Origin of the sequence: Herbaspirillum sp. NPDC087042, from assembly GCF_044745245.1 — a bacterium.
In the GTDB taxonomy this organism is placed as follows: domain Bacteria; phylum Pseudomonadota; class Gammaproteobacteria; order Burkholderiales; family Burkholderiaceae_D; genus Herbaspirillum.
Map to the genome: position 1 here is coordinate 270,563 of NZ_JBIUZW010000002.1, position 13,606 is coordinate 284,168.

Annotated in this window: 12 protein-coding genes; 5 read left to right on the forward strand and 7 right to left on the reverse strand. The window is 67.3% G+C overall.

Annotated features, from left to right (window positions below; genetic code table 11):
- Positions 1–77: 77 nt before the first annotated feature.
- Complete coding sequence (locus ACIPHN_RS05460; RefSeq protein ID WP_400433900.1) at positions 78–980, forward strand: LysR family transcriptional regulator; 903 nt, start codon at positions 78–80, stop codon at positions 978–980.
- Here ACIPHN_RS05460 and ACIPHN_RS05465 read toward each other — a convergent pair.
- From ACIPHN_RS05465 to ACIPHN_RS05485, 5 genes are all read right to left on the reverse strand, one after another.
- On the reverse strand, positions 962–1,894 hold the full coding sequence (locus ACIPHN_RS05465; protein WP_400433903.1) for an alpha/beta fold hydrolase: 933 nt from the start codon (positions 1,892–1,894) through the stop codon (positions 962–964). The genes ACIPHN_RS05460 and ACIPHN_RS05465 overlap by 19 nt on opposite strands.
- Positions 1,882–2,487: a 3-isopropylmalate dehydratase small subunit gene (gene leuD / locus ACIPHN_RS05470; RefSeq protein ID WP_400433905.1), complete on the reverse strand. Its 606-nt coding sequence runs from the start codon at positions 2,485–2,487 to the stop codon at positions 1,882–1,884. Before leuD ends, ACIPHN_RS05465 begins: the two co-directional genes overlap by 13 nt.
- A 1-nt stretch (position 2,488) precedes the next feature.
- Entirely contained in the window at positions 2,489–3,910 is a 1,422-nt protein-coding gene (leuC, locus tag ACIPHN_RS05475; protein ID WP_400434060.1) for a 3-isopropylmalate dehydratase large subunit, read from the reverse strand.
- Positions 3,911–4,027: 117 nt separating this feature from the next.
- Positions 4,028–4,663 carry a maleylacetoacetate isomerase gene (gene maiA, locus ACIPHN_RS05480; protein ID WP_400433908.1) on the reverse strand — a complete coding sequence of 212 codons (636 nt, stop codon included), beginning with the start codon at positions 4,661–4,663 and terminating at the stop codon, positions 4,028–4,030.
- A 45-nt stretch (positions 4,664–4,708) separates the two neighbouring features.
- On the reverse strand, positions 4,709–6,433 hold the full coding sequence (locus ACIPHN_RS05485; protein ID WP_400433911.1) for a cytochrome c biogenesis protein DipZ: 1,725 nt from the start codon (positions 6,431–6,433) through the stop codon (positions 4,709–4,711).
- A gap of 229 nt (positions 6,434–6,662) precedes the next feature.
- Between ACIPHN_RS05485 and ACIPHN_RS05490 the strand changes: the two genes are divergently transcribed.
- The 3 genes from ACIPHN_RS05490 (at position 6,663) to ACIPHN_RS05500 (ending at position 9,911) form a co-directional block, all read left to right on the forward strand.
- Positions 6,663–7,403, forward strand: coding sequence for a response regulator (locus tag ACIPHN_RS05490; RefSeq protein WP_400433914.1), 741 nt, complete (start codon positions 6,663–6,665; stop codon positions 7,401–7,403).
- Complete coding sequence (locus ACIPHN_RS05495) at positions 7,400–8,734, forward strand: ATP-binding protein (RefSeq protein ID WP_400433917.1); 1,335 nt, start codon at positions 7,400–7,402, stop codon at positions 8,732–8,734. The genes ACIPHN_RS05490 and ACIPHN_RS05495 overlap by 4 nt, the downstream gene beginning before the upstream one ends.
- Positions 8,735–8,867: 133 nt before the next feature.
- Positions 8,868–9,911 (forward strand): alpha/beta fold hydrolase, encoded by a 1,044-nt coding sequence (locus ACIPHN_RS05500; protein WP_400433920.1) that lies wholly within the window; start codon positions 8,868–8,870, stop codon positions 9,909–9,911.
- A gap of 15 nt (positions 9,912–9,926) precedes the next feature.
- Here ACIPHN_RS05500 and ACIPHN_RS05505 read toward each other — a convergent pair whose 3' ends face one another.
- Positions 9,927–11,294: a cation:dicarboxylate symporter family transporter gene (locus ACIPHN_RS05505; protein WP_400433923.1), complete on the reverse strand. Its 1,368-nt coding sequence runs from the start codon at positions 11,292–11,294 to the stop codon at positions 9,927–9,929.
- Positions 11,295–11,318: 24 nt separating this feature from the next.
- Positions 11,319–12,686 (reverse strand): 3-carboxy-cis,cis-muconate cycloisomerase, encoded by a 1,368-nt coding sequence (pcaB, locus tag ACIPHN_RS05510; protein WP_400433926.1) that lies wholly within the window; start codon positions 12,684–12,686, stop codon positions 11,319–11,321.
- A gap of 154 nt (positions 12,687–12,840) precedes the next feature.
- On the opposite strand from pcaB, the gene ACIPHN_RS05515 reads away from it, so the two are divergent.
- The gene (locus ACIPHN_RS05515) at positions 12,841–13,587 is read left to right on the forward strand and encodes a GntR family transcriptional regulator (RefSeq protein ID WP_400433929.1); all 747 of its coding nucleotides are present in this window, start codon (positions 12,841–12,843) and stop codon (positions 13,585–13,587) included.
- The last annotated feature ends 19 nt before the right edge of the window (positions 13,588–13,606 follow it).

Genomic DNA, 13,606 nt, shown 5'->3' on the forward strand with positions numbered 1-13,606 from the left:
GCGCGCTAAAATGCGCCAGCCACGCACGTTGCCGCACGAGGCGGCCAGTGCAACGATACAGGGAGCGGCAGCACGACATGGACACGACTTGGCTGGAAGACTTCGTCGCCGTCATTCGCACGGGGGGATTTTCACGCGCGGCCGAGGAGCGGGCCATCAGCCAGCCCGCCTTCAGCCGCCGCATCCGCTGCCTGGAAGACTGGGTTGGCGCGCCGCTATTCGACCGTGCCGCCCGCGTGGTGCAGCTCACGCCGGCCGGCGAGCGCCTGCAACCCTTTGCCGAGGAAGTGCTGCGCCAGCTTGAAACCGGCCGCCAGGATGCCTTGAGCGCGGCCCAGGCGGTGACCGAGAAACTGCTGTTCGCCTCCACCCATGCCCTGTCCCTGAGTTTCTTTCCTCCCTGGTTGCGCACGCTGGAGCGCGAAGAGCCGCTCATGTCCACCATCCAGTGGACCGCCGACAGCATGCAGGCCTGCGAGCGCCTGATGATCGATGGCGCGGTGCAGTTCCTGTTGTGTCATCACCACCGTGCGGCAAGCAACCTGCTGGCGGGCGATCGCTTCAAGTCGGTCATGCTGGGGGAGGATGTGATGGTGCCGGTGGCCGCGCCGGCGCTGGCGGGCAGCGATGTGCTGCGCAGCGGCCCCTTCCTGGCGTATTCGGATTCGTCCGGCATGGGCCGCATCCTCAAGGCAGCCTGGGAGGCGGCCCAGCGCCCGCCCTTGCCGGAGCCGGTGTTCTCCTCGCACCTGGCGACCATGCTGGTGACCATGGCGCGTGATGGCCGCGGTGTGGTGTGGTCGCCGCTGAGCCTGGTCGGCGAAGACCTGCAGTCCGGCCGCCTGGTGCAGCTGGGCGATGCCGGTGACGAGGTCAGGCTGGAGATCCATCTGTTCCGCCCCCGCGTGCGCCAGCCGCGTGCGGCCGAGCGCTTCTGGGAGCGCGTGGTCGAGCGTGCCGCTCAGTCGGCCAGGAACTGATCCAGCTCGGCCAGTACGTCTTCCGGCAATTCTTCCTGCAAGGTGTGACCGCAATCGAGTGCGCGACCGCGCACGTCGAGGGCTTTCTCGCGCCAGGTCTGCAGCACGTCATAGAGCGCCCCCACCGTCCCGCGACCACCCCACAAGGCCAGCACCGGTGCGCTGATGCGCTGGTCGCGGTCGGCCTCGTCATGCTGCAGGTCGATGCCGGCGGCGGCGCGGTAGTCTTCGCAGATCGCGTGGCGCGTGCGTGGATCGAGGTAGCAGCGCAGGTATTCGGCGAAGGCGGCGGGCTCGGTGGCACCGGCGATCTTGTTCTGGCCATCGATATGCTTGCGCAGGAAGAACTCGGGATCGGCCTCGATCAGCCGTTCCGGCAGCGGGTAGGGCTGGATCAGGAAGAACCACCAGAAATAGCGGGTGGCAAATTCCTTGTCGGTGCGGGCATACATGGTGGCGGTGGGGGCGATGTCGAACAGCGCCACCCGACTCACCGCCTGTGGATGATCCAGCGCCAGCCGGTGCGCCACACGGGCGCCACGGTCATGGCCGACCACCGCATAGCGCGGCTGCCCGAGTGCCGCCATCAGCTCGGCCAGATCGGCCGCCATGGCGCGCTTGGCATAGTTGACGTGGTCCGGCCCGCCCTCGGGTTTGTCGCTGTCGCCATAGCCGCGCAGGTCGGGCGCCACCACCGTATAGCGGCGTGCCAGTGCGGGGGCGATCTTGCGCCAGGTCACATGGGTCTGTGGATGACCGTGGATGAGCAGCAGCGCCGGGCCGCTGCCGGCCATGGCGAAGCGGATGCGTACGCCCGTGGCGGTGGTGAAATCGCGTAGCGCAAAGCCTTCCAGGAAGGGCGAGTCACCTGCCTCCGAAAATGCCTGCGGCGTGTCCTTGCTCAACGTAACCATGGGCTGGTCTCGAAATGTCGCTCCTGGAACGCCAGGATATCGTCGCGCAGGGCCAGGGTCTGGCCGACCGCGTCCAGCCCCAGCAGCAGGGCCTGCTTGCGCAGCGGATCGATGTCGAAGTGGATCGCCAGGTCCGCTGCCGTGATGGTCTGCTGCGCCAGGTCGATCGTCAAGCGGTTGCTGTCGGCTTGGGCCACGCGGGCCAGTAGCGTGGCCACCTCGGCTGGCGGCAGGGTGATGGCCAAGAGACCGTTGCGGGCGCAGTTGTCGAAGAAGATGCCGGCATAGGAAGTGCCGATCAGGGCGCGCACGCCATATTGCATCAGGCCCCAGACCGCGTGCTCACGGCTGGAGCCACAACCGAAGTTGTCCCCCACCACCAGGAAGCTGGCAGCGTTCCAGGCCGGCTGGTTGAGGATGAAATCGCTGCGCGGCAGGCCGCCGTCGTCAAAGCGCAGATCATGCAGCAGGCCGCGATCCAGGCCGCTACGGTCTATGCCCTTGAGGAATTGCTTGGGCATGATGACATCGGTATCGATGTTGGCCGCCGGCAGCGGCGCGGCGATCCCCTCGACGGTGGTGAATGCGGCCATGTCAGTTTTCCTCCAGGTAGCGGCGGGCATCGGCCAGATGGCCGGCGATGGCGGCCGCGGCCACCATGGCCGGGCTCATCAGGTGAGTACGGCCACCGGCACCCTGGCGGCCTTCGAAATTGCGGTTGGTGCTGGAGGCGCAACGTTCGCCGCTGGCGAGGATGTCGTCGTTCATGGCCAGGCACATCGAGCAGCCCGACTGGCGCCACTCGAAACCGGCGGCGATGAAGACCTGGTCCAGTCCCTCCTGCTCGGCCTGGCGCCGCACCTGCGAGGAGCCAGGCACCACCATGGCCAGCACACCGCTGGCGATCTTGCGACCACGCAGGACCTGCGCCGCATCGCGCAAGTCCTCGATGCGTGCATTGGTACAGGAGCCGATGAAGGCGCGCTGGATGGCAATCGAGTCCGCCCGCTGGCCGGCCCGCAGGCCCATGTAGTCGAGGGCGCGCTGCATGCCCTGGCGGCGCGCCGGATCGGCTTCGCCGGCGGGGTCGGGCAGGATGGCGTCGATGTGCACGGCCTGGTCGGGGCTGGTGCCCCAGGTCACCATGGGGGCGATCGCAGCGGCGTCCAGTTGCACCTCGGCATCGAAGACGGCGTCGGCATCGCTGGCCAGTTGCCGCCAGGCCGCCACGGCGGCATCCCACAGCGCGCCCTGGGGCGCGCGCGGACGACCGCGCAGGTAGTCCAGCACCTTGTCATCGGGGGCGATGATGGCGCCGCGTGCGCCGCATTCCACGGCCATGTTGCAGATGGTCATGCGCGCTTCCACGCTCAAGGCCGCGATGGCCTCGCCCTGGAACTCCAGCGCGTAACCGGTGGCGCCGGCTGCGCCGATCTTGCCCACCAGCGCCATGATGATGTCCTTGGAGCGCACTCCCGCGCCCAGCCTGCCGTTGACGCTCACGCGCATGGTCTTGAGGCGCTGGTAGACCAGGGTCTGGGTGGCCAGGTAGTGCTCGATGTCGGAAGTGCCGATGCCGAAACCCAGCGCCCCCAGGGCGCCGTAGGTGGTGGTGTGACTGTCGCCGGCGGCGATCACCATGCCCGGCAGCACCAGCCCGATCTCCGGCATGACGACGTGTTCGATGCCCTGCAGCGGATGCAGGACGTCGAAGAGTTCGATACCGAAATCGCGGCAGTTCTCGGCGAAGTAGCTGGTCTGGCGTGCCGCACCGGCATCGGGCATGCGCGCGCTGCGCTGGGCCGCCGTCGGATTGACGTGGTCCACCGTGCCCAGCGCCGCCTGCGGCCGCCACACCGGTCGCCCGGCCTGGCGCAGGCCGGTGAAGGCCTGTGGCGAGGTGTATTCGTTGAGGACGGTACGGTCGACGTAGAGCAGCACCTGCCTGCCATCGTCGCTTAGGGGACGCACCAGGTGACTGTCGATGAGTTTGTCGTAGAGGGTCTTGGCCATGATCGCTTCACGGGAGGGCTGATATGCCTTCAGAGTGTAGCGAGCCGGCGGCGGCGGCTCCAATGCAAATATCGAATGCGTGTATTCGATATTTCTAAGCAGCACCGCCGGCCTGGCGGCCTATCGTCGCGGTGCCGGGGCGTTGTCGGCAAAGGCGGGGATGTCCTTGAGGCGCGCGTGGATGGCTGCCAGGGTCGGCCATTGCGCCAGATCGATGCCCATGCGCTCGGCATTGATGGCCTGCGGGAACAACAGGATATCGCCCAGCGACGGCTGCTGGCCGCCGATGTAGGGACCGGCGCGGCGGGTTTGCAGCAGCTGTTCGACGGCGCCCAGGCCTTCGACGGTCCAGTGGCGGTTCCAGTCGGCGATGACGGCGGCATCCACCCCGGGCAAGGCCGCCAGGCGGCGGGCAATGCGCGGCGGCACCAGCGCGTGGATCTCGGCGGCGATGGCAATGGCGACCGAGCGCGACAGCGCGCGCAGTTCCAGGTCCTGTGGCAGCAGGGGCGGTTCCGGTTGCCATTCGTCCAGGTATTCGATGATGGCGATGGATTGCGTGATCAGCGTGCCCTGGTCGGTCACCAGCGCCGGCACCAGGCCTTGCGGATTGATGCGCAGGTAGTCGGCACTGCGGTTTTCCGGATGCTCACCGAGGATGGTGACGGCCACGGTCTCGACGTTGATGTTCTTGATGGCCAGCGCGATACGGACCCGCGAGGCGGCTGAGGAGATCTCGTTGAGATAGAGTTTCATGGTGTTTCCTTGGTGGGTTGGGGAAGAGGAAATAGCCGGGAGGGCTCAGCCGAACGTGAAGGCATAGGCCGTCGCGCCCGGATCGAGAAAGCGCACTTCGAAGGTATGCGGCCCGACATCGCCGCGCTGGCGCACCAGCTGGAACAGCCGCGTACGGGTCACCGTCGCATTGCCGGCGGCGTCGGTGTCGCTGCCGTGCAGTGCACCGGGCGGCTTGCCATCGACACTCACCTGCAGGCGCACCGGACGGCCATCCTCGGCCGGACCCAGTACCAGGTGCAGGTCGCGTGCCGAGAAGCGGTAGCGGATGCTGCCGCCGGCCTGTTGCAGCGTGATCGCCTCGGCGCCGACCCGCCAGTTGCCGGCCAGGCTCCACTGGTTCAGGCCCGGTTCCACGGCGGTGTAATCCGCCGCGACATCGGCACGCAGCCCTGGGCGGCCCGTGAAGCCGCTGGCCTGGCGATAGCCGAGATAGGTTTCATCCGACTCCAGCCGGGCCAGGTCGGGTGCGGCCTGGATGCCCGGGGCGTCGGGGGCGGAGAGCGCCGCTGCAGCCTGGTCGCTGCCGGCTTCCCGGAGCAGCTCGCGGATGGCCTGTTCCGATTGCGCGTAGTGGCCTTCACCGAACTGGTGATAGCGCAGCCGGCCCTGGGCATCGGCCAGGTAGAAGGCCGGCCAGTAGTTGTTGTCGAAGGCGCGCCAGAGACGGAAATCGCTATCGACCGCCACCGGGAAGCCGAGATGGAATTCGTCCACGGCCTTCCTGACGTTGTCGATCTTCTTCTCGAAGGCGAACTCCGGGGTGTGCACGCCGATGACCACCAGGCCCTGATCCTTGTACTTCTCGGCCCAGGCACGGACATAGGGCAGGGTGCGGATGCAGTTGATGCAGGAATAGGTCCAGAAATCCACCAGCACGACCTTGCCGCGCAACTGCTCGGCGGTCAGCGGTGGCGAGTTCAGCCATTGGACCGCACCCTCCAGCGATGGCAGCTGGCCCTGTACCGGGAGCTGGCTGCGGTAGGGACGAGTGTTCTCGCCGCCCGTCGCTCCCCGGCTGGGGGCGAGGGTGTCGAGCACCAGCGTTTCCAGGTGTTCGGTGGCGCCGCTGCTACCCGGCAGGCCCAGGTCGGCGCCTGCCGCCACGCTGGCGACACCGGCCAGCACGGCCACGCCCAGGCCGCGCTGCAGCCACTGGCTGGCAGGCCGCAGGCGGCGGGTCACGCTCATCAGCCGGGCGCCGGCAAACATGCCCAGGCCCAGACCGGTGGCCGCGCCGGCCGCATAGGCCAGCAACAGCGTGGCACTGCCGATACCGGGGCCCTGCCAGGCGGCGCCCGAGAGCAGCAGGCCGAGGATGGGGCCGGCGCAGGGTGTCCACAGCAGGCCCGTAGCCGCGCCCAGCAGCAGCGAGTTGCCGATGGCATGGCGATGGCGCGTGGCCTGGTCGGCCAGGCGGTTACCCAGCGCGACGCCCGGCACGCCCAGCAGGACCGCCAGCGGCGGCCACAGCAGCGCCAGGCCGAACAGCGCCATCACCAGCAGGGCGGCGCTGCGGCCGATATCGTTGAGCTGCACGGTCCAGGCCGCGCCGGCCGAGGCCAGCGTGGTCACGGCCGCAAAGACCAGCGCCATGCCGGCCAGCATGGGCAGGCGCACGGTCAGCCAGGGTTGGCCGGCACGCGCCAGCAGGAAGGGCAGGACCGGCAGGATGCAGGGACTGAGCAGGGTCAGCAGTCCGCCAAGGAAGGCGGCAAGATAGAGGATCATGGAAGGCTCCGGGACGGGGAAACGTCATCTGTGTGGCGACCCCCGCATGAAACCGCGCCCGTGTATCGGATATGTGTCGTGACGGGGCGCAAGTGTCAGTCCCTGTGTCGATCCGTACTCCGGATACATTGAGGTACAAATCCCCCCGGTGCGGTGCTTGCGCGATGGCGCTGCACCACGTAAAAGACAGGCTGGCCATCCAACCGACACGCATACGAAAGGCAGGCAAGTGGAACACATCGATCACGTCCTCATCGTCGACGACGACCGGGAGATCCGGGAACTGGTAGCGGCTTACCTCAAGAAGAACGGCCTGCGCGTGGATGTCGCCGCCGATGGCCGCCAGATGCGCTCCTTCCTGGCCAGCAATGCGGTGGACCTGGTGGTGCTGGACATCATGATGCCCGGCGACGATGGCCTGGTACTGTGTCGCGAGCTGCGCGCCGGCAAGCACAAGGCCGTCCCGGTGATCATGCTGACCGCGCGTGCCGAGGAGACCGACCGCGTGATCGGCCTGGAGATGGGCGCCGACGACTACCTGGCCAAGCCCTTTGCCGCGCGCGAGCTGCTGGCGCGCATCAAGTCGGTGCTGCGCCGCACCCGCATGCTGCCGCCCAACCTGCAGGTCAGCGAGGCCGGCAAGATGCTGCGCTTCGGTACCTGGCGCCTGGATACCAGCGAGCGCAACCTGCTGGCGCCGGATGGCATGGTGGTCACCCTCAGCGGCGCCGAGTACCGGTTGCTGCGGGTCTTCGTCGATCATCCGCAGCGGGTGCTCAACCGCGACCAGTTGCTCAGCCTGACCCAGGGGCGTGGCGCGGAGATCTTCGACCGCTCCATCGACCTGCTGGTGAGCCGGGTGCGCCAGCGCCTGGAAGACGATGCCCGCGAGCCGCGCTACATCAAGACCATCCGCAACGAAGGCTATGTCTTCTCGATGCCGGTCACCATCGAGGAGGCGCGCTCGTGACTGCTGCTGCCCCTGCTGCGCTGCTGCGGCGCCCCCGCACCTTGCGCGCGCGGCTGTTCCTGATCCTGCTGGCGGGGCTGGCGCTGGCACATGTGCTGTCGTTCTCGGTGCTGTTCTTCGAGCGCTACAGCGCGGCCCGCGAGGTCATGCTCGATACCCTGGAGAACGACGTGGCGACCTCGGTGGCCATCCTGGACCGCTTGCCGGCTGCCGAGCGCCCCGCCTGGATCGGCCCCTTGCAACGGGCCACCTATGGTTACGTGATCGGCGAGGGCAGGGCGGGCAGCAACGAGCTGTCCGCGCGCGCGCAGGCCATCGCCGCCAAGATCCATGCCGCCCTGGGTAGCCGCTATCCCTTCCAGATGCAGACCCTGCCGGGGCCGCGCGAGCACCTGCAGGCCCACCTGCGGCTCTCCGACGGCAGCGCCCTGGCGGTGGATATCACGCCCGCCATGAAACCGCTCACGCAATGGCTGCCCTATGTGCTGGTGGCACAGTTGCTGTTGCTGGTGCTGTGCAGCTGGATTGCGGTGCGGCAGGCCCTACGGCCCCTGGCCGATCTGGCCGATGCCGCCGACGGCCTGGACCTGCGCCGCCATGCCACACCCTTGCAGGAAGACGGCCCGGCCGAGGTAGCCCACGCGGCCAAGGCCTTCAATGCCATGCACGAGCGCATCTCGCACTACCTGCAGGAGCGGGTGCAGATCCTGGCGGCCATTTCGCACGATCTGCAGACGCCGATCACGCGCATGAAACTGCGCGCCGAGATGGCCGATCCCGGCGTGGAGCGTGACAAGCTCATCAATGACCTGGGCGAGATCGAACGGCTGGTGCAGGACGGTATCGCCTATGCGCGCAGCGCCCACGGCAGCACCGAGCAGGCGGTACGCATCGATCTGGCCTCGTTCCTGGAGAGCATGGTGTTCGATTATCAGGACACCGGCCGCGCGGTGTCCCTGCACGCCGCGCTGGCGACGCTGGCGCTGGCGACCCGGCCGCATGCCTTGCGCCGCATACTGGGCAACCTGATCGACAACGCCCTCAAGTTCGGCGGTGCCGCCGAGGTCGAGGTGCGCCAGCTGGACGGCGGATCGGTGGCGATCCTGGTCCGCGATCCCGGTCCCGGCATTGACGAACATCAGCTGGAGGCGGTGTTCCAGCCTTTCTTCCGGCTGGAGTCCTCGCGCAACCGCCAGACCGGGGGCGCCGGCCTGGGCCTGGCCATTGCACAGCAACTGAGCGCGGCCCTGGAGGGGACGCTGACACTGCGCAATCGCAGCGATGGTCAACCCGGACTGGAGGCCGAGCTGCTGCTGTCGTCCTTGCGCTGAGGCTTGCGTATCCCAATGTATCTGGCGGCATGTCCGCTACACAGGCTTGCAAGGAGGCCATTTCCGGTACACAAGCCGGATACATCCACGGCGCATTCTCCGTCTTGCCCCTTCCACGCAACCGGAGAATGTGATGTCCCAAGAAATCAATATCCAACGCCGCCGCCTCTTCGGCGCCACCGCAGCCACCCTGGCCGCCGCACAGTTCGCCCTGCCTAGCCTGGCGCGCGCCGCCGAGGCCACCCTGAGCACAGGGTCCGCCAGCGCCGCTTCCGGCAACAGCTTCGCTACCATCCGCCAGATCAATGCCGGCCTGCTCAACGTCGGTTATGCCGAGGCCGGCCCGGCCGACGGACCGGTGGTGATCCTGCTGCACGGCTGGCCCTACGACATCCACAGCTTCGTCGACGTCGCCCCCGTCCTGGCGGCGGCCGGCTACCGGGTCATCGTGCCGTACCTGCGCGGCTATGGCAGCACGCGCTTCCTCTCGGACAGCACCGCACGCAACGGCCAGCAAGCCGTGGTGGCACTGGACATCATCGCCCTGATGGATGCCCTGAAGATCAACCGCGCCATCTTCGGCGCCTTCGACTGGGGTGCCCGCACCGCCTGCATCATCGCCGCGCAATGGCCGCAGCGGGTCAAGGCGCTGGTGTCGGTGAGCGGCTACCTGATGACCAATGTCGATGCCGGTCGCCAGCCCTTGCCGCCGCAGGCCGAGCTGGATTGGTGGTACCAGTTCTACCTGGCCACCGATCGTGGCGTGGCCGGTTACGAAAAGTATCGCCGTGACTTCAACCGCCTGATCTGGAAGACCGCCTCACCGAAGTGGAATTTCGACGAAGCCACCTACGCCCGCAGCGCCGCCGCCTTCGACAATCCCGACCATGTGGCCATCGTGGTCCACAACTACCGCTGGCGCCTGGGCCTGGTGCCGGGGCAGACCCAGTACGATGCGCTGGAGCAGCGCCTGGGCAGCTTCCCCACCATCACGGTGCCGACCGTGACGCTGGAGGGCGACGCCAACGGCGCGCCGCACCTGGATCCGGCGGCCTACCGCAAGCGTTTCGCTGGCCCCTATGCGCATCACACGCTGGGCGGCGGCATCGGCCACAACCTGCCGCAGGAAGCGCCGGCCGAGTTTGCCCAGGCGATCATCGAAGCCGACCGCCTGTGAGGGAGGCGAGCGAGATCAGGCCTTGCCGCCGGATTGCCGCAACGGCACCGATGCGCTGAGCGCCTCGTCGGCTGCGGCGGTGCCGGGATGGCGCTCCGGATACAGATGGCGTTCGGCGGCGCTGGCATCGAAGGTGCCGGCCCACTTGGCGATGACCACCGTGGCCACGCTATTGCCCACGGTGTTGCAGGTGGCGATGGCCATCGACATGAAGCGGTAGACGCCGAAGATCAGCGCCAGACCTTCGATGGGCAGCAGGCCGGTGGAGGTCACGGTGGCGGCGAACACCACAAAGGATCCGCCCGAGACCGTGGCCGCGCCCTTGGAGGTCAGCAGCATCAGCAGCAGGATGCCGATCTGCTGGTCGAAGGACAGCGGCACGCCATAGGCATGCGAGATGAACATCACCCCCATGGCCATGAAGATCGAGGTACCGTCCAGGTTGAAGGCATAGCCGGTGGGCAGTACCAGGCCCACGGTCTGCTTGCCGCAGCCCAGGCGTTCCAGCTTCACCAGCAGGCGCGGCAGGGCGCTCTCCGAGGAGGCGGTGCCGAGCACGATGAAGATCTCATCCTTGATGTACTTCAGGAAGCGCCACAGGCTGAAACCCGCCAGGCGTGCCACCGCACCCAGCACCAGCAGCACGAACAGCAGCACCACGCCATAGAAGCTCAGCACCAGCTGCGTGAGCGCGATCAGTACCGCCGTGCCACTGCTGCCGACCGAATAGGCCACCGCACCAAAGGTACCGATGGGCGCCAGTTTCATCACCAGGTTGATGAAGGAGAACAGGATCTCGGAGATCTGGTCCAGGCCTTCATTGATTTTCAAGCGCTTGCGCTCGGGGATGGCCAGCACGCCGATGCCGGTCATCACCGCCAGCACCACCACTTGCAGCAACTCGCCCTTGGTGAAGGCACCGATGAAGTTGTCCGGCACGATGTGATGCAAAAATTCCAGGAAGCCCTGCGGCGCCGCCTTGGTCGCGGCCACCGGGACCGCCACCGCGCCGGCCACCGCCGCCATGCCGGCGCCGGTCTGCAGCAGGTTGCCCGCCAGCAGGCCCAGCACCAGGGCAAAGGTGGAGACCACCTCGAAATAGACGATGGAACGCCAGCCGACCCGGCCGGCACTACGGATGTCGCCGGCCGAGGCGATGCCGTGGACGATGGTCAGGAACACCAGCGGCGCCACGCCACACTTGATGAGCGAGAGGAACATGTCGCCCAGCGTCTTGAGTTGCGTCGAGAATTTAGGAAAGAGCAGGCCCGCCGCGATCCCCAGCACCAGCGAGATCAGCACTTGCGTGCCGAGCTTGCGGTACCAGGGGAGCTTGCGCGGGGCTGCGATGATGTCGTCGTGGCGATCTTGTTGTGCAGTCATGATTGTCTTCTCCTCGCCGTCGGTTCAGCGGCCGGCCGACTGCGCTAGCGCGCGGTCCACCATCTTTGGCGCCAGGCCCAGGTAATTGGCCGGGTCGGTCATGCGGTCGATGGCGGCGCGGTCGAAATGCGCGGTCACCTCCGGCAACGCCGCCAGTGCCTCGGCCAGCGTGCCGCCCTTGTCGTTGACGGTGCGGCAGGCGTCGTACAGCACGTCATGCGCCTGCTGGCGGCCGATGTGCGGCGCCATGCCCATCATCACGGCCTCGGCCACGATCAGGCCCCGGCTGATGCCCAGGTTGCGCTTCATCTGTTCGGTATCGACGATCAGGCCACCCAGCGCAAACTTGGCCTGGTGCAGGGCACCGGCGCTGAGGATGAAGCTCTCGGGAATGGCGATCCATTCGGCATGCCAGGGGCCGGTGGCACGCTCGAAATCCTGCACCATGGCATCGACCATCAGACCGGCATGCTGGCGCACCGCCTTGGAGGCGGCCAGCATCAGTTCGCTGGAAATCGGGTTGCGCTTTTGCGGCATGGTGCTGCTGGCGCCACGACCCTTGACGAAGGGTTCATAGACTTCGGCGAACTCGGTGGAGGCCATGATCATGATGTCCAGCGCGATCTTGCCCAGCGAACCGGTGACCAGCGCCAGCAGGTTGACCGCTTCGGCCAGGCCGTCGCGTGCCACGTGCCAGGTGGTGGCCGGCACGCCCAGGCCGAGTTCCTCGGCCAGCGCCTGCTGTACCTCGAAGCCCTTGGCGCCGATCGAGGCCAGGGTACCTGCGGCACCGGCGAACTCCACCACGGCCACGCGCGGGCGCAGTTGCGCCAGGCGTTCCTGGTGGCGGTCGAACATGGCCAGCCAGATGGCGACCTTGTAGCCGAAGGTCACCGGCAGGGCCTGTTGCAGGTGGGTGCGGCCGGCCATGGGCGTGTCGCGGTGGCGCGCGGCCAGGTCGGCCAGGATGGCGCGCAGGGCGCGGATGTCGGCATCGATCATGTCCAGCGCATCGCGTACCTGCAGGGCGACGGCGGTGTCCATGATGTCCTGGGTGGTGGCGCCCCAGTGCACGTAGCGCCCCGCCTCGCCACACATGGCCACCAGCTGGTGCACCAGCGGCAGGATGGGGTAGCCGACGATGTCGGTCTCGTGGCGCATGTGGTCGAAATCGATGCGCTCGATCTTCGATTCGCGCGCGATCGCCTCGGCGGCCTCGGCCGGGATCACGCCGACGCGCGCCTCAGCCTTGGCCAGGGCCACTTCCACATCGATGTAGCGCTGGATCAGCGACTGGTCGGAAAACACTGCGCGCATGGCGGCCGTGCCGAATGCGTCGCGGTACAGGATGGAATCGACGACGGTGCTCGCCGCCGGAATGAAGCTGGACATGACATCTCCTCTGGGTTGCCTGACAAGCCGGCCTCCGCCGGTGCTGGCGGATCGCCGGCAATTCTATATGTTCGAACATATTTACTCTAATATGTCCGAACATATAAGGCAAGTGCTATTTCGGCGTACAATCCCGGCCACAACCGAAGACGCCATGAAACATCCAGCCACCAAGCCGCATTTCGCCGAGATTGCCCAGGACCTGACCGAGAACATCGCCGCCGGACGCTACCCGGTCGGGAGCGTGCTGCCGGGCGAACTGGAGTTGTGCGGGATGTACAACACCAGTCGCCACACGGTGCGTGCGGCCTTGCATGAGTTGCAGCAACTGGGTCTGGTGTCGCGCAAGAAGAACGCCGGGACGCGGGTGGAATCAGCCACGCCCAAGAACGACTTCCGTCCTTCGCTGGGCTCGCTGGAAGACCTGGTGCAATTCGGCACCAGCAATGTGCGCGCGGTGCAGGGCATCGGCGAGACCACCCTGGATGCGGCCCTGGCCAAGAAGCTGGGATGTGCCGCGCACTCGCGCTGGTTGCGCATCTCCAGCCTGCGCGCCGACAGCGCCGGCGGGCAGGCGGTGGGCTGGACCGACGTCTATGTCGATCCGCAATACGCCGATATCGGTGAGATGGTGCGCGCCGAGCCGGCCACGCTGATCAGCGCGCTCATCGAGCGCCGCTATGGCCGCCGCGTGGCCGAGATCCGCCAGGTGGTGCGCGGCATCCTGATCGAGGCGCAAGCCGCTGACGCGCTGGGAGTCACTCCCGGCAGCGCCGGACTGGAAATCATCCGCCAGTACATCGATGCGGCCGGGCAGGTCTTCGAGGTCAGCGTGTCCACCCATCCCTCGGACCGCTTCGTCATTGCCATGCGCCTGGAGCGCTCCAGCGCGGGTAGCTGACCTACCCCTGGGGCGCTGC